This is a genomic window from Dyella sp., from assembly GCF_035486915.1.
GTDB lineage: Bacteria > Pseudomonadota > Gammaproteobacteria > Xanthomonadales > Rhodanobacteraceae > Dyella_B.
The window spans coordinates 25067-43522 of record NZ_DATHMR010000159.1 but is presented as its reverse complement, the minus strand read 5'-3'; the positions used below and the strand labels follow the sequence as shown (position 1 = coordinate 43522).

At 60.2% G+C, this 18456-nt stretch carries 6 protein-coding genes; all 6 read left to right on the top strand.

Going from position 1 to position 18456, the window contains the following annotated elements; all coding sequences use genetic code 11:
• The first annotated feature begins 292 nt into the window (after nucleotides 1-292).
• The 6 genes from VK725_RS12640 (at nucleotide 293) to VK725_RS12615 (ending at nucleotide 18437) form a co-directional block, all read left to right on the top strand.
• On the top strand, nucleotides 293-922 hold the full coding sequence (locus VK725_RS12640) for a hypothetical protein (RefSeq protein WP_325318412.1): 630 nt from the start codon (nucleotides 293-295) through the stop codon (nucleotides 920-922).
• Nucleotides 923-1154: 232 nt separating this feature from the next.
• Nucleotides 1155-2072, top strand: a complete 918-nt coding sequence (locus tag VK725_RS12635; RefSeq protein ID WP_325318411.1) for a cupin-like domain-containing protein — start codon at nucleotides 1155-1157, stop codon at nucleotides 2070-2072.
• 60 nt (nucleotides 2073-2132) lie between these two features.
• The gene (locus VK725_RS12630) at nucleotides 2133-9452 is read left to right on the top strand and encodes a polyketide synthase (protein ID WP_325318410.1); all 7320 of its coding nucleotides are present in this window, start codon (nucleotides 2133-2135) and stop codon (nucleotides 9450-9452) included.
• Nucleotides 9453-9462: 10 nt separating this feature from the next.
• Complete coding sequence (locus VK725_RS12625) at nucleotides 9463-15897, top strand: non-ribosomal peptide synthetase (RefSeq protein WP_325318409.1); 6435 nt, start codon at nucleotides 9463-9465, stop codon at nucleotides 15895-15897.
• Between the two features lie 174 nt (nucleotides 15898-16071).
• On the top strand, nucleotides 16072-17172 hold the full coding sequence (locus VK725_RS12620; RefSeq protein ID WP_325318408.1) for a polysaccharide deacetylase family protein: 1101 nt from the start codon (nucleotides 16072-16074) through the stop codon (nucleotides 17170-17172).
• Entirely contained in the window at nucleotides 17172-18437 is a 1266-nt protein-coding gene (locus VK725_RS12615) for an O-antigen ligase family protein (protein ID WP_325318407.1), read from the top strand. Before VK725_RS12620 ends, VK725_RS12615 begins: the two co-directional genes overlap by 1 nt.
• Nucleotides 18438-18456: the final 19 nt, after the last annotated feature.

Genomic DNA, 18456 nt, shown 5'->3' with positions numbered 1-18456 from the left:
CCGCACACGCCTGACGACTGGGGCGACCGCGGCGGCCCCCGCCCTAGCCTCGCGCAGGACCGGAGGTATCGCAAGCACATTTTGCACTTGACTTAGTGTGACGTAGTTCTCAGAATCTAAATCCTGTGGTAGGGGGTGCCCCATGCCGGGCTATCGCGAGTACGTTGCTGCTTATTGCCGCGGAACCACTGTTGCCGCGCTTCTGATTGCAGGTCCCGGAGCGGCCCTGGCTCAGTCAGTGCCCGGCGTCTCAAACCTGCCCGCCCTATCGTCTTCGCTCGGGGCCCATACCTTGCAGACCCAGTCCGAAGGACTCGGAGTCAGCCCGGTCGTCACCGATCCGATCACAACACAGCCCCGTGACAGCTCGTTGATCGTTTTCAATGGCGGTTACTTGAGTAACGCCTCCGCCCCCAAAGACAGCTACGGCAATCGCTGGAAACAGCTGGGCAATGCGGTGCCGTTTGGCAATGGCTACGGCGACCGCTTCAACGTCAAAGCCTATGTGGTGCTCGATGCCAAAGGCGGTCCGGATCACACCATCCACTTCGTCAAGGACGGCAACGCAGAGGGCGAAATCTCCATTCCGTTTATCGAAATCAGGCACGCGGGCGTCTTGCAGGATGTAAGTCAGAACTACGCACCCACCGGTCTTCGGTTGACCAGCGGGAACGTGACCACAACGGGTCCGGCCACGCTGATCGCTGTCTGGTGGGGCGATGGTGGAGTCAAACGCATGACGGCCGTGCCCAATAACGGGTTCGCCGTCATCGACAGCTATCTAATGCTTCCCGATAACAGCGGCGTGCAATGTGCAGTGGCGTACAAACAGGTCGCTGCCGCAGGTACCTATAACGTCAGCTGGGCAGGTGCGCCTGCGCAAGGCGCCATTTTGTGGTTGTTAGCGTTTCAGTCCAAATGAATTGGTGTGCTGGCTCTGCGTCTTTCAATTTTTGGTGCGCCGGCAAGTTGAACAACATGGAAAACACAAACGGGGAATCCGTTAGGGACTGACGTAGCAACGTCAGCATTGGCATCGAAAGACCGCTGCGTCCATTAAAACAGCGACGTTGCGGACGACATACGCGATGTGTCGGCGCAAAGAATAGTTACTTGCTGCGCCAACTTTTCGTATGACGGGGAGGTTTGAAATCATGAACACCAGTGCAGCGGCACTTATCGATTTCGATTGGGACAACTTCGATCCATGGCGCATCCAGGATGTGCGCCATCGGCTATCCGATCATCCTCTGTTGCAGCCCGATCAATTGGTGGCGCTGGGCAAGCGCTTCCAGGGCAGCACGCGGCTGTTTACGTTCAATAACGAAGCTGGGGCCGATGCCAACTTCGATGATGTCGGCCGCTTGTATCCCAATCGCAAATCTGCCGCCGACACGCTGCAAGGCATCAACGACGCGAAGGCGTGGATGCTGCTGCGTCACGTGCAGGACGATCCGACCTACCGCGGCCTGGTCAACCTGGCGATGGATCCGATCCAGCCATTGATCGAGCGCAAAGACCCGGGCATGCATTACCGGGCCGGTTGGATTTTCGTGGCGTCGCCGCGCACCGTCACGCCGTTTCATATCGATCGCAATCACGGCATTTTGCTGCAGGTTCGCGGTACCAAGAGAGTTTACGTCTGGGACGCCAGCGACACCGAAGTATGCAGCGAGCGTGCACGCGACGTGTTCCATGCGCGCCACGATCTCGAATTGGTGAAGTGGAACGAATCGTTCCGCGAACGCGCGCGCGTCTTCACCCTCGGTCCTGGCATGGGCGTCTACATGCCGATCACGTGCCCTCATATGGTTGAAACCACCGATGAGCCGTCGATCACCATCAGCTTGACCTATAGCACCGCAGCGACGCGACGCAATGCCATGCGGCACGTGATGAACGACTTTCTCTACCGCAAAGGCATCAAACCGGTTCCGGTGGGCAAACGCCCCCTGGTCGACACGCTGACCTATGCCACTGCATCCGCTCTAGTCGCCGCGCGCGGGGTCGGCAGCCGTCCACCTGCCTGTCCATCGCTGGCGCATCCAAGTGCCTATGCGGTGGCCGATTGATCGATATCACGTAACAGAATCTACGGCGGCTATCACCGACATGGAGATCGCGAAAGCCTCATGAACACATGCGTAGCCAAATCCCAGGATGGTGTGGCTGAAGGCAGCTCGTTATTCGACGTATTGCCGTCCCAGGCGAGCATTTGCCCGCCCGGCTGGATGCGCGGTGAATACGCACTTGCTGAATCCCTCGCCGCGGCAGTCAACGAAACAGCGCAGCGACACGCGGTGAGCGGAGCGACGATCTTGTGTGCGGCATTGGCGCTGGTCGAATCGCGGTTCACCGGTGCGCAGACCATTCTCGCCAGCCGTGTCGATGCGAATGGGTCGAAACAGCTTCCGATCGACGTGCCTCGTGCGGGTGCACGTAACGCGTGGCTTCAAGCGTTCTGTTTGTCGCTAGATACCGCATCGCCAATTCATGGCAGCGCCGCGTGGATGGTCAGCGACGATCCTCATCCGGCCAATGCAGAGCTTCCATGCGACGACGTGATCGGCACCATCAACAGTCGCTGGAATGTGGATACATCTGCTACCAAGCTCGAAGTCACGTTCCGGGCGCCGCTCAATGCCGTCGCGATTGACTTGCTTTACGCCGCGGTCGCGCGCGCGCTCACCGAGCTGTGCAGCCCCTCCGACGGTGATTTGTCGTTGATCGATGTAGTCGATCCCGACGAACGTCGCCGCATGTTGTTCGAATGGAATGCCACGGCTATATCGCGCCGTCGTGCCGATACCGTCCATGGTCTGTTCGCACAGCAAGCCGGTCGGCATACCGACTCGCCAGCGATCGAGTCGCTTCATCTCACGCTTTCGTATGCCGAACTCGATGCGCGCTCCGATTGCGTCGCGGCAGGCTTGATCGCAGCCGGGGTCGACATCGGAGCACCGGTCGCGTTATTGCTCGATCGTTCCGTCGAAGCGCTGATTGCCATCCTGGGCATTCTCAAAGCAGGTGCGGCCTATCTCCCACTCGACCGTAGCTATCCCGCAGAGCGCCTCGCCTTCCTCATCAACGACGCGCATGCGGCTTTGATCATTGTCGGCGCCGATGCGCCGGCGTTACCCGGCGTCCAGATACCCGTCGTGCAACTCGAACAGCTGCAAGGGGAGACGTCGGTATATCAGCCACGTTCTATCGATGGCGACGCGCTCGCCTATGTGATGTATACGTCCGGCTCGACCGGTACGCCCAAAGGTGTCGAGATCACTCATCAATCGATCATTCGATTGGTACGCGATGTGACCTATATCGATCTCGGTGACCACCCCCGCGTATTGCACGCCGCGCCACTTGGTTTCGATGCTTCGACGCTGGAGATATGGGGAGCCCTGCTCAACGGCGGCACCTGCATTGTGCACGACGAACGAATTCCCACTGGTTGCGGCCTTGAAGACACTATCGAACGCCACGGTGCGCGCATTGCATGGCTCACGGCCGCGCTGTTCAACGCCATCGTCGAAGAAAATGCGCACAAATTGCGTGGCCTCAGGCAACTGCTGATCGGCGGCGAAGCGTTGTCTGTCGCACATGTGCGCAAGGCTTATGCAGCATTGCCCGACGTCACCATCTTCAACGGCTACGGCCCGACTGAATGCACCACGTTCGCCACGACGTATCGCATACCGCGCGATATCAGCGCTGATAGCCGCTCGATCCCCATCGGTAGCCCGATCGCCAATACCACGCTCTATGTGCTGAACAGCTGTGGTGAACCGGTGCCGATGGGCGTCATCGGCGAGCTGTATATCGGTGGCGCGGGCGTGGCGCGTGGTTATCTGGCGCGCGCCGACTTGACCGCCGAGCGTTTCGTCACCCTTCGGTTGGGCGAGGGCGACGAGCGCCTGTATCGCACGGGCGACCTTGTGCGCTGGTTGCCGCAGGGCGTCATCGAGTTCGTCGGCCGGGCCGATGGCCAGATCAAGATGCGCGGCTACCGGATCGAAATCGGCGAAATCGAGGCGTCTCTGCAGCGTCAACCCGGCATGCGCGCATGCGCCGTGCTGGTTCGCGAAGACCGCCCCGGGCACAAGCGCCTGGTGGCGTATTACGTTGCCGATGACGCATCGGTGACCGCGCGCGCATTGCACGATCAACTCGCGCATACGTTGCCCGATTTCATGGTGCCATCCATCTATATCGCGATGGATGCGCTACCGGTCACCACTAACGGCAAGCTCGATCGCCGCGCCCTGCCCGCTCCGGACAACAGTCGGCCCGAACTCGCCGATGTTTATGTACCGGCGATCGGAAAGACCGAGCAGCGACTTTGCGAACTGTTCGCCGATGTACTCGGCCTGGACCAAGTCGGCCGCAACGATCATTTCTTCGACCTCGGCGGCAACTCGCTGCTCGCCGTACGTACAGTGGCACGCATTCATAGCGAGCTGGCGTCGACGGTACCCACGATAGCGGCCTTTTTCGGCACGCCGACGCCCGCGGCACTCGCTGCGATGATCGAGCACGGTGTCGCACGCACCGCGCTTGCTTCACGCCTCTCGCGTCATCACGCTTCAAGTGCGGCCGAACCGGTTGCCATCATTGCGATGGCCGGCCGCTTCCCTGGTGCGAAGGATGTCGAGGCGTTCTGGGACAATCTCTGCGCCGGTCGCGAGTCGATTACCTTTTTTGGCGCTGACCAGCTCGACCCCAGCATTCCGGCCGAACAGCGCAACGATCCGGCCTACGTCGCTGCACGCGGCATTGTCGATGGCGTGGAAGATTTCGACGCTGCGTTTTTCGGCATGTCGCCACGCGAAGCGGAACTGATGGATCCGCAGCAGCGAATCTTCCTCGAACTGTGCTGGGAATGCCTGGAGCGCGGCGGTTATGTTCCGGACGAGCAGGAGCTGCCGGTGGGCGTCTTTGGCGGGATGCATAACGCGACGTATTTCCAGCGCCATATCAGCACCCGGCCGGACCTGGTCGAAAAGCTCGGCGCATTCCAGGTGATGCTAAGCAATGAAAAGGACTATCTCGCCACACGCATAGCGCACAAACTCAACCTCACCGGCCCGGCGATCAGCATGAATACCGCATGCTCCACATCGCTGGTCGCCATCTGCCAAGCCTTCGATGCCTTGCGCGCGGGTCACTGCGACATGGCGCTTGCCGGCGGTTCGTCGATTACCTGTCCGCCGCGTAGCGGGTATGTGTCGCAGGAAGGCTCGATGTTGTCCCCGGATGGGCACACGCGCAGTTTCGATATCGACGCACGAGGCACTGTATTCAGCGATGGCGCCGCCGTTGTTTTATTGAAGCGACTTCCCGATGCCTTGCGCGACGGAGACCCGATCTACTCGGTCATACGCGGCGGTGCGATTAATAATGATGGCGGAGTCAAAGCGAGCTTCACTGCGCCAAGCAGTGCTGGACAAGCTGCCGTGATCACGATGGCGTTGGAGAACGCCGGGGTGGAAGCGAGCACGATTTCCTATGTGGAAACCCACGGCACGGCCACACCGCTGGGCGATCCCATCGAGATTGAAGGTTTGACGCAGGCGTTTCAACAAAACACCAGCGAGCGTGGCGTCTGCGCGATCGGCTCCGTCAAAAGTAACGTGGGGCACTTAGTCATGGCGGCCGGTGCGGCTGGCGTGATCAAGACAGCGCTCTCCTTGACCGAACGGCGCTTGCCGCCATCGCTGCACTTTCGCGCCAACAACCCGAAACTCGACCTCGTTAACTCGCCGTTCTTCGTCAACGATACCTTGCGCGCGTGGACGTTCGAAGGCGGTCCGCTGCGCGCTGGCGTAAGCTCGTTCGGTGTTGGCGGCACCAATGCGCACATCATTCTCGAAGAGCCGCCGCTGCGCGAACCCTCCGATGCCGTCAGCGGTCCTCAGTTGCTATTGCTTTCTGCGCGCAGCGATGCGGCACTCAGCCATTCCGTTGCACAACTGGGCGAGCATCTCGCAGCACAACCCGATATCCGGCTTGCCGACGTCGCCTGGACGCTATGCAAAGGACGAAAAGTTTTCGTGCAACGCATTCATATTGTTGCCGATGGCGCAGAAGATGCGGCGAAACGACTACGTGACTTGGCGCAATCGCTGACCTCGAAGACTGCGCTCAATCCTGCACCGGGCATCGTCTTCATGTTTCCCGGTCAAGGCTCGCAATACGCAGGCATGGGGCGTGAGCTCTATCAAACGGAACCGGCGTTCGGCGCGGCGCTCGACGAATGCGCGCTGATCCTGCGCGATGAACTCGGCTTCGATTTGCGCGAGCGGTTATTTGCCGACGATGCGGATGCACTGCGCGCAACCGGACTGACCCAGCCGGCCATCTTTGCCATGGAATATGCACTTGCACGTCTATGGATGAGCTACGGCGTCGCACCCGTCGCCATGATTGGCCATAGCGTGGGCGAATTCGTCGCGGCGGTGATCGCCGGCGTAATGAGCGTTGCCGATGGCGCACGCCTGGTAGCCCGCCGCGGCCGCTTGATGCAGGCGCTTCCGAGTGGCTCGATGCTGTCGGTGCGCCTGGATGCCGCGCAATTGACGGCCCGTCTTCCGGCCACGTTATCGCTCGCTGCAGAAAACGCTCCGAACGCGTGTGTCGTGTCGGGCGAGACACCGCTTATACAGGCATTTCAGGCCGAGCTTGAGCAAGCCGGTATCGCTTGCCGGATGCTGCACACGTCGCACGCTTTCCATTCTTCCATGATGGATCCTGCGTTGGAGGCATTCCAGCAGGAAGTCAGCCACATCGCATTGTCAGCGCCACGTATACCGATTGCCTCGACGTTGACCGGCGACATGCTGAGCGACAAGGAGGCGACCTCGGTCGACTATTGGACACGGCATCTGCGCGGCACTGTACGTTTTTCCACTGCGCTGCAAAGCCTGCTTGCGAATTCGCAATACGCATTCCTCGAAGCAGGACCCCGTACAACGCTCAGCCTGTTGACGCGGCAGCATCCGCAGAGTCGCGGCAGGCTTGTGCTGGCCTCGCTGGCGGATATGCCGTCGAACGAACGTGCGGCGTGGCTCGATGCTGTTGGACAATTGTGGTCTAACGGTGTCGATCTGGCCGTCGATCAGTTGGATCAACGGCAACGTAAACATCGCGTGCGCCTGCCGACCTACCCCTTTGAGCGCAAGCGCCATTGGATCGACGCACCATCAGCGATCGCCTCAGTACCGGTTGCAGCGGTATCGAACGTTGTCACGCTTCCGGTGCGCACGGATCTCATCGCTACAACGATTACACCATCCACCCTTATTCCGGAGGCCGCCATGGCCGCTGCCTCACCTGCTACGTCCGGGCGCGCCACGCGTCTGATCACTCAACTCAGTGCGTTATTCGAAGACGTGGCCGGCACCGAGTTCGAGGGTGTGGATCCGGCCACGCATTTCGTCGAACTCGGCCTCGATTCGCTGTCGCTCACCCAGGTGGCTCTGCAACTGCAAAAGACCTTCGCATTGAAGATCACCTTCCGCGAGTTGATGGAATCGTGCTCCTCCTTCGAAAGTCTTGCGCAGCACATCGATCGATTGCTGCCGCCGGAAACGGTGGCCGCCGCTGCAACCAGCGATGTAGCCGTGGCGACGACGCCGACTACTTCCGTCGCCGCAATAAGTCAGGTACCGCTTATGTCCCAGCCCGCGAACGGTGGATTGATACAGGACGTGATCCAGCAACAAATGCTGATCATGCAGCAGCAATTGGCATTGCTCGCGCAGGCGGGCACGCCGGCAGCGATGGTCGCGGCGCCACCGCCGGTCGCAACACCGGCTACCGCACCGCTCCCGCCCGTCGTGGCACAGACGACCGTATCCTCAGCCGATACGCCGCCCGACGAGGAAGCCGCGCTTGCGCATACGACTTACGACGTAAAAAAGGCGTTCGGTGCGATCGCACGCATCCATTCCAGCGCAACCGAGCTGACCGGGCGCCAACGCGTCCGCCTCGATGCATTTATGCGCCGCTACATCGAGCGCACGCGGCGGTCGAAGGAATATACCCAGGAACATCGTCCGCACTTGGCCGATCCGCGGGTTGTCAACGGATTCCGTCCGCTGCTGAAAGAAATGATCTACCAGATCGTGGTCGATCGTTCCAAGGGCTCGAAAGTGTGGGACCTGGATGGCAACGAATACGTCGATGCGCTGAACGGCTTCGGCATGAACTTGTTCGGCTGGCAGCCGGACTTCGTCTTGGATGCGGTACGCAAACAACTCGATGCCGGCTACGAGATCGGCCCGCAGCATCCGCTGGCCGGCGTCGTCGCCAAGCAGATCTGCGAGCTCACCGGATTCGATCGCGCGGCATTGTGCAATACCGGTTCCGAAGCGGTGATGGGAACCGTTCGTGTGGCGCGCACTGTCACCGGCCGCGATACGCTGGTGATCTTTACCGGCTCGTATCACGGCATCTTCGATGAAGTGATCGTGCGCGGCACGAAGAAATTACGCTCGGTACCGGCCGCACCCGGCATTCTGCGCAACACCTCCGAGAATGTGCTCGTGCTCGACTACGGCACACCCGAATCGCTCGCCATTATCCGCGAGCGCGCTTCGACGATTGCCGCAGTGCTGGTCGAGCCGGTACAGAGTCGTCGGCCCGATTTCCAGCCGCGAGAATTCCTGCAGGAATTGCGGGCGATCACTGCCGATGCCGGCGCCCTGCTCATCTTCGACGAAGTGGTCACCGGCTTCCGCTCGCATCCGCGTGGGGCTCAGGCTGTGCTCGGCATCGACGCCGACCTGGCTTCTTATGGCAAGGTGGTCGGCGGCGGCTTCCCGATCGGCGTCATTGCAGGCAAACGCAAGTTCATGGACGCGCTCGATGGCGGTGGCTGGCAATTCGGCGACGACTCGATTCCAACCGTCGGCGTCACTTACTTCGCCGGTACCTTCGTGCGTCACCCGCTGGCGTTGGCAGCCGCGCATGCCGTGCTCGATCACCTGAAGACAGCGGGTGCATCGCTGCAGGAACAGCTCAATGCACGCACGACCTCGCTAGCCGAAGAGCTCAATACGTTCTGCACCGGCGTGGGCGCGCCGATCAAGGTGACGCACTTTGCGTCGGTATGGAAGACCAACTTCCAGGAAGACCATCCGCTGCAAGATTTGCTGTTTGCGATGATGCGCAGCCGCGGCATCCATATCCTCGACAATTTCCCTTGCTTCTTTACCACGGCGCATCGCGAAGAAGACTTCGTGGCGATCGCCAAGGCGTTCAAGGAATCGGTGCTCGAACTGCAGGAAGCCGAGTTTCTACCCCGTCGCAAGAACACCGAAACCCGTTCGCTCGATGCGAACAGGCCACCCGTCGCCGGCGCGCGCCTGGGCAAGGACGCGGAAGGCAAGCCGACCTGGTTCGTGCCCAATCCCGATGCACCAGGCAAATTCATGATGGTGAGCGCATGAGGATCAGTCCATGAATGCCACTGATGTGAGCATCGTCTCTACGGCGGTCGATTACGATCCGTTTGCCGACGCCGCACTCGCGCGTGTCGTGCCAGCGACCGAATCGCAGCGCGAAATATGGCTGGCTGCGAAACTCGAGCCGGAAGCATCGCTCGCCTATAACGAATCGGTGTCAATAAGGTTTTCTGGCGAGCTCAACGTAGCCGCGCTGCAGTCAGCAATCCAAGGTGTGATCGATCAGCATGAAGCGCTGCGCGCAACGCTGAGCGCGGACGGTAACGATCTGTGCATTGCTGCCGATGTGAAATTGGACTGCGTACTGCGCGATCTGTCCGGATTGGACAAACGCACACGCGAAGCAGAAATTTCCTCGGCGCTCGCGCTGGCTGTTGGCACACCGTTCGACCTGGAACGCGGACCGCTGGTACGCGCCCAATTGCTGTGCCTCGATGCACAAGAACATTTGCTAATCTTCACCGCGCATCACATCGTTTGCGACGGCTGGTCGTTTGGCGTGATCGTGCGCGATCTCGCAGCGCTGTACGCGCAACGAACCAATCAGGGAGAGGGCCCTGTCCCAGCGGGCGCCTTTACGGACTATGCCATCGCGGAAGCGACGCGCACCCAGACCGATACCGGCCGCGCCGACGAAGAGTATTGGTTGAGCCGATTCAGTGGCGCGTTGCCGTCGCTGGATCTTCCTATCGATAGTGCGCGAAAGCGCCGCCGCACATTTGCTTCCCAACGAGAGGATCGTGTCCTCGACGCCACGCTGGTCGCGGACATCAAGCGCATGGGAGCGCGGCAAGGCGCGAGCTTCTATGCAACATTGCTCACTGCATTCGGCGCCCTGCTATACCGGCTGACCGGTCAGGACGATGTGGTGATCGGTATTCCCAGTGCCGGACAAGCCGTGGATGGTCACGACAGTCTGGTCGGACATTGCGTCAACGTATTGCCATTGCGCAGCACCATCGATCCGCAAGCTCCGTTCACCACGATGCTCAAGCAGCTGCGCGGCGATCTGCTCGACGCGTTCGATCACCGACAGTACACGCTGGGCAGCCTGCTTGCACGACTGGCCATGCCGCGCGACCCTGGCCGATTGCCCCTGGTCAGCCTGCTATTCAATCTGGATCAAGCGCTGGACGAGCGGACGGTATCTTTCCCCGGCCTGCATTTCGAATTTTCCGGCAACGCACGCGCATTCGAGAATTTCGAGCTGTTCATCAACGCTGTGCAAACCGACGGCGGCTTGCGGCTGGAATGCCAATACAACAGCGATCTGTTTCGTGGCGAAACGATTCGCTACTGGCTCGACGCCTACGAAACGCTGCTTCGCAGCGCCGTCGCCACGCCAGACATCGCGGTGCGGGCACTCGGTCTTCTGTCGGAAACGGCACAACGTCAAATGGCCTCGCTGCAGCCGGAAAGCACGCCTTATCCGGAGCAAAAACTCGCACACGAATATTTTGAAGAACAGGCCGACCGGGTACCCAACCGCGTCGCGGTGCAGCACGGCGGCAAGCATCTGAGTTATGCCGAGCTTGAGACGCGTGCCAATCGACTGGCACATACGTTGCGCGGACGCGGCATCCATCAAGGCAGCCTTGTTGGCATCGCCCTGGCACGTAGCATCGATATGCTGGCGGCTGTGCTCGGCGTACTCAAAACCGGCGCGGCGTATGTGCCGCTTGATCCACAATTTCCCGCCGAGCGCTTGGCTTTTATGGCCGACGATGCGGGGCTGGCTGCACTGATCGTCGACGAGGAGACACCGCCGGCCTTCGAATTTCCGTCAACACACGTGCTGTCATTGAAGCGCGACGCCGATGCCATTGAATCGGCATCCTCCGCGCGTTTACCACGCGACGAAGCGGCAGCGACGCCCGACTCTCTGGCCTATGTGATCTTCACCTCCGGTTCGACGGGTCGGCCAAAGGGTGTGTGCGTCCCTCACCGCACCACCTCGAATCTTCTGACCAGTTCGCAACGCATGCCAGGTATCGCCGAGAACGATCGATGGGTCGCCGTAACCACGCTGTCGTTCGATATCGCCTTCCTGGAACTGATGCTGCCGTTGAGCGTCGGCGCCGAAATCGTCATTGCCGATCGCGACGACGTTCGCGACGGTGCCGCGTTGCGCCGGCTGGTGGAACAAAGCCATGCAACCGTCATGCAGGCCACTCCCGCCGGTTGGCGCATTCTGATCGAAGCGGGCTGGAATGGGTGCGAAAACTTCCGCGCCATTTCCGGCGGCGAACCTTTGGCGGTCGACCTTGCTGAAGCGCTGCTACAACGCTGCGCCGAGGTGTGGAATGGATACGGCCCGACCGAAACCACGGTGTATTCCACGTTTTGGCGCGTCGCCGATCCGCGCTCCGGTATTTATATTGGACATCCGATCGCCAACACTCTCGTCCATATTCTGGACGAGCATCTCGCGCCGTGCCCACTAGGCGTGCCGGGCGAAATCTACATCGGTGGCGCCGGCGTCACCGTGGGTTATCTGAATCGCCCGGAGCTCAATGCCGAACGCTTTCTGCCCGATCCGATCAGCGTGCGGGAGAAGGCGCGGATGTATCGCACCGGCGATCGCGGTCGTTGGCTCGCCAACGGCATGCTCGAACATTTGGGGAGACTGGATTTTCAGGTGAAGGTGCGTGGCTTTCGCATCGAATTGGGCGAAATCGAATGCGTGCTTGCCGACGCGCCCGATGTCGAGCGAGCGGTAGTGATAGCGCGTGAAGATCGCCCCGGCGATGTCCGTCTGGCCGCTTACGTCGTGGTGCGCGAACACGCCACATTCGACGAAGCGACCCTGCGCGATCAGCTCAAGCAGCGCCTTCCAGATTACATGCTGCCGCAGCATGTCATCCAGCTCGATGCGATTCCGTTGCTGCCGAACGGCAAGATCGATCGCAAAGCACTTCCCGCACCGCAAGTGCATTCCATTGCGTCAGACACCGCGCGCATTGCGCCGCGCAATGACGACGAACGCCGAGTGGCGGCGGCCATGGAAAGCGTTTTGTCGCTACCTGACCTCGACGTGCGCGACGACTTCTTTGCCTTGGGCGGTCACTCATTGCTGGCTGCACAACTTACCGCACGCCTGAATCGCGAGTTCGGCATAACCTTGTCGTTCCGTACCTTGTTCGATGCACCGACGATTGCCGATCTCGCCGCGGCGATCGGCGCGCAAGTAGCCAGTGGTACTGCGCCTGCCGCGCAGCCCATCGTGCCACGCGCGGATCAAAGTCGCGCTCCGCTTTCGTTGATGCAGAGCCGCCTGTGGTCGCTCGAAGAACTGCAACCTGGACGGGTTACCTACAACGCTCCTTCAGCGCACCGATTGCGCGGTCACCTCGATGAATCCGCGTTCCAGCTCGCACTACAAGCCTTGATGCAACGCCAGCCGATTCTGCGTACGGCGTTTCGCCGCGATGGCAACAGCGTCGAGCAGATCGTCGCGCCGCATGTCGAGGTAAATCTGTTCCCCGCCGAGGATCTTTCCGGGCTTGCGGAAAATCAGCGGGAGGCCGTGTTGATGGAGCGCCTGCAGGCCCTCACCGATACCCCATTCGATCTCACTCAGGCACCGTTGTTCAGCGCCCGCATGTTCCGCCTGGGCGAGAACGATCATGCCTTTTTCTTCATGCCCCATCACATCATCTGGGATGGCTGGTCGTTCGACATTCTGTATGCCGAACTATCATCGCTGTACCGGGCGTTTAGCCAAGGAGCGCCATCGCCACTGCCGCCGCTGCCGGTGAGCTATGGCGACTTCGCAGCCTGGCATACGCAATGGCTGGAGGGACCGCAGTTTCAGACACAGCTCGCGTTCTGGCGCGAGCGCCTGGCGAAGATGGCGGATATTCGCGCGCTGCCCACCGATCAACCCCGGCGCCCGGGCATGTCAGGCGTAGGCCGCACCGAATGGATTCGTGTACCCAAGGAAGCGACCGATGCCATGCACGAAGTCGCGCGGATCGCCGATGCCACGCTCAACATGACCTTGTTGGCGCTGTATTACGTATTGCTCAGCAGCATGGCCGGCGAAAGCGATCTGGTTGTCGGCACGCCGGTACGTGCACGCAATCAAACCGAAGTCGAATCGGTGATGGGTTATTTCAACAATTTGCTGCCCTTGCATATAACGGTCGACAACAAACTTTCATTCATCGATTTCGTTCGTTACGTCAAATGTGCAGCGATCGAAAGCTTCGGCCATCCCGACGTGCCGCTCGAATATCTCCAACGCGAGTTGCGGGTTGGCGCCGGTAGCGGCGCAGTGCTCTATCAGGCGCTGTTCTCGTTCCAGGATGCGCGTCAGCGCATCGTCGACTGGGGCGGCCTGGCGCACGAGCAAATCCTGCTGTTCCAGAGCGGTGCCACCGAAGACCTGGGCCTGTGGTTCCTTGAGAGCAATAAGGGGATGGTCGGCGGTGTCACGTATAACGCCGACATTCTGCAAGCCGAGACGGCCCGTTTGCTGCGCGATCGCTACCTCGCAATGATGACCCGTGTCTGCGACGATCCAGCGCAACTCATCACGTCGCTAACTGCGATCAGTGCGGTTGAGTTGATGCAGGAGCGTGACTGGAACGCAACGGCTACAGCGATCCAGTTGCCAAACGATGTGTCCGCGATGTTCGAACAGCAGGTTGACCGTGCGCCTGACAAGACCGCGCTGACATTCGGCAGTTGGGGAACGCGCTACATCGAAATCGAACAACGCGCTAACCGTATCGCGCATAGTTTACGTAAACGTGGCGCGGGCGTAGGCACCGTCATAGGACTTGCCACGGAGCCCGGCATAAACCGGATGGCTGGCATGCTTGGCATTCTTAAGACCGGTAGCGTATGCGTATTGCTCGATCCCAGCGATCCGCCTGCACATCTAAAAGAGATCATCGCCGATGCACGCATCACCCTGCTGATCGGTGACAGCGCACTGGAAATTCCGCTCCAATGGCCGCGCGCACAAGGTTTGTGGCTCGATGCCGATACCGCCGAAATCATTGCCGCACCGAGCGATCGCGGCACATTTGTGACTGAAGAAATCGGCGACAACGCAGCCATCGTCGTCTACACACCCGATTCCAGCGGAAGACCCACCGGCGCGGCGTTTACACACCGCGCCATCGCCAACGTGCTGCAGGGGTTGCGAGATTCGCTTGGTTTGACGACGGACGATCGCATGCTGGTAACAGCCTCGCCAGCGACGAGCAACGCGATGATCGAAACCCTGTTGCCGATGGCAATCGGTGCCGAATTGATTCTCGCCAGCCAGCGCGAGACACGCGATGGCGAAGCGTTGATCAAATTAACGCAGAATCATCAAGCCAGCGTGATGTGGGCAGAGCCCGATGCATGGCAGTCGATGTTTTCCGCAAACTGGATGGGTCGCACGGACATGCAGGCCATTTGTATCGGCGGCCTGCCCTCGCCCGAACTGGCCGAGAAATTAGCCGAACGTTGTGCAGGCATGTGGAACGTATCGGGCTGCGCCGACGGGGCGGCGGTTGCAACATGCGGGCGTATCGAACGGCCGGCAGAAAGCCTGCACAGCGGGCGGCCTCTCGGCAATACATCAGTGTGGATACTCGACAATCATTGGCAGCCCTGCCCGATTGGCGCCATCGGCGAGATTTACGTCGGTGGCGCATCGCTCAGTGAAGCGTTCGGCATGCGTGCCGAAGCGGCGCATCATGGGCACGTGTCGATGGCGTCAGCCGACTCGCAGGATATGCCTTTGCAACGCACGCACACTCGCGGGCGTTGGCTGGTGAGCGGCAATATTCAGGAAATGGGCCGCACCGACCGCCGCGAACGGATTGACGGCCGGGAGGTCGATCTGACGACCATCGAAGCGGAATTGCTCAGCCAGCCGGGCGTCATGCGCGCCGTTGCGGTACCGCGTTTGAATCATGCCGCAGGTACGCGCATCGACGCCTATATCGTTGCAGCGCCCGATCATACGCTGGACACCGATCGACTGGTGGCCGCACTCGCCGAGGTACTACCAGCGCATGAAGTACCGCAACGGCTGGTATTGCTCGATGCATTGCCCCTGATGGCGAACGGTGCGGTGGATCTCGCTGCATTGCCATTGCCGACCGAGTCATCCGGCGAGGATGAAATCGACAGCGCCACCCAGCCCAAAACCGCCAACGAGCAATTGCTCGCCGCGCTGTGGAAGGAACTGCTGGGCCTCGCACGCATTCGCACCAGCGACAACTTCTTCGATATCGGCGGTCATTCGTTAATGGCCGTCGATATGGCCGCGCGCGTCCAACGCCAGACCGGCATGTCGATGAACTTGCTGGACATCGCCAACGGCACGCTGGGCACGCTGGCGGCGGGGCTGTCAGAAGGCACCCCTCAGGGTTCGCAACCCGCGAAACGTGGCTCACTTTTACGCAACTTGTTCGGGCGCCACTGACATGAATACATCGGTCTGGGGGAAACCGATATCGGCCAACGTAGAGACGCTTGCTGGTGCGTCGCGATACGCCGAGCGCGTCCAGCCTTGCTGCGGCGGTCGATACGCACTTTTCCATCACCGCTTCTCCACATCCGCACTTGCCAACCACTTCCACCAACGAGGACTGCTCGCATGTTGATTCCGGAAGAAGGTCACGGCCGGGCATCCGGCATCCGCGGACGAGTGGCGGAACTGTGCTACAGCACCGGCGCCTTGCACCCGCTGCAGCGGGTGCGTTCTTGGTGGCAAAAAGATTTGCGCATCCTGGCTTATCACCGGGTTATGCCGCTGCCCGATCCGGCCGCGTACGACTTTGACCTGGAATTGATCAGCACCACTCCAGAACGATTCCGCGCGCAAATGCTGCGCCTGAAACAACACTTTTTGCCGTTACGCTTGAGCGATGTCGCCGCCGCGTTGGACGCGGGTGACTCATTACCACCCGATGCTGTGGTCGTTACCTTCGATGACGGTTACGACGACAACTACCGCATCGCTTATCCCATCCTGCGCGAACTGGGTATTCCCGCCACGTTTTTTGTCTCGACCGGCCATATCGATACCGGCAAGCCGTTCGGTTACGACTGGCTTGTGCATATGATTCTACTTACTACCGCCTCGCGGTTGGTTCTGCCGGAATTAGGTATGGACGTACCGGTGCCGAGCGATCGCGATCTTCGGCGCGCGCTCGCCGCTACGGTGTTGCAAAACATGAAGAGTGTCGATGCGATTGTGCAGGAAACCATGATCAAGCGGTTGGAGCACGAGTGGCAGTTACCTAGCAACACAGAACCGGAAGATTGCCGCCCGATGACCTGGTCGCAGTTGCGCGAAATGCATGCCGCGGGCTTCGAGATCGGTTCGCATGGCGTACACCATCGCATGTTGGCCAAGCTGCCACGCGACCGGATGAGAGAAGAAGTGTGGCAATCCAAAGCGACACTGGAACGCGAACTCGATGCGCCCGCTTCCTTGATGTCCTATCCGGTCGGCGGCGATCGCGCTTTCGACGAAGAGGTGATGAACGCCACGCGCGACGCCGGTTTCCAGTTGGCGGTTTGTTATATCTGCGGCACCAACCCACAACCGGCGTCCAATCGCTATGCGCTTTATCGCCTGCCGGTCGAACGCATGATGGGCGCCGGCTGGTTTGCCGCCATGCTGGCGCTGCCGCAATTGGTCAGCTATCCCACCGTCAACCGCGAGCCCGCTCACGAACAGGCGCACGCCTGATGTTTCCGTTGATCATTATCTATTTGATCCTGACCATCATCCGGCCCCAGGAATACATCCCGGCTCTTGCCGCCGTCCCGGTTTTGCCCGTCGTCCTGATCCTGGCTTTTCTGAGCTGGATGATCTCGAATGCCAAAACATTCAAGGCACCGCAGTTTGTGATACTGCCGATCTTCCTGCTGATCCTGATGATCTCCGTGGTGGTCAACGGTTGGACCGGTGGCGCGCTGGATCAGCTGAAGAAATTCGGCCCAATAGTGATCGCCTTCTTTGTCTTCGCCGCCGCCTGCAACACGCAGCGGCGCGTGATGATCGCGATGGCGGTGTTCGTGCTCTGTTCGGTGGTGTTGGTCGCTCACGGCGTTGGCCAGGTGAGAGACGGCGTGGGCTGGACGGGCGTACCGCTTTCCGAAGACGGACGCATTCAATACCTGGGTATTTTCAACGACCCAAACGACCTCGGACTCTTGTTTGCCTCCACGATCCCGATGGCGGTATTTCTCAGTACATTGCGCGGGTTTTTGTTGCGCGTGTTCTGGCTGGGCTGCGCGGCAGCCCTGTTCTACGGAACCTATCTCACCAACTCTCGCGGTGCATTGCTTGCCGTGCTGGTGGTGGCTGGTGTGTACGTCTGGCATCGGCGTGGCTTTCTCACCGCCGGTACGCTGGGAGTCGTCGGCCTGGCATGCATGAAACTGTTGTCGTCCCGCATGCAGCAATTGGACCCGGACGAAGAATCGGCATTCGGTCGCGTGGATGCGTGGTACGAAGGCTTGCACATGTTTCTGTCTCATCCGGTATTCGGCGTGGGTGCCGGTAACTTCACCGAGTACAACGATCTCACCGCGCACAATTCGTTCGTGCTGGTCTTGGCCGAAACAGGCTTTATCGGCTACATACTGTGGTTGGCATTTGTCGGCTACAGCTTTTGGATGATGCTGACCGTACTGCGCTACAAGCCCGAGGGCATCGACGATCCGGAGCGCGCCAAAGCATGGCAAAGCGAACAGCGCATGGCGCTGACTCTGCTGTTATCGCTATGCGGGTTGTTTTCGGCGGCGTTTTTTCTCAGCCGCAGCTATATGGTGGTGATGTACCTGGTGACCGCCATGGTGGTGGGCTTCTACGTCAGTGCGCGGCAACGTTTTCCCGGACTGCGCCTTTTCACGCTGGCAGACAGCGGATGGCGCTGGTTTCCGGCAGCGGTAGGAAGCATTGCCGGGTTTTTCGTGCTGGTTGCCGTGTTGTTACACACTTCCACATGAATACAAGCCAGCCCATCTT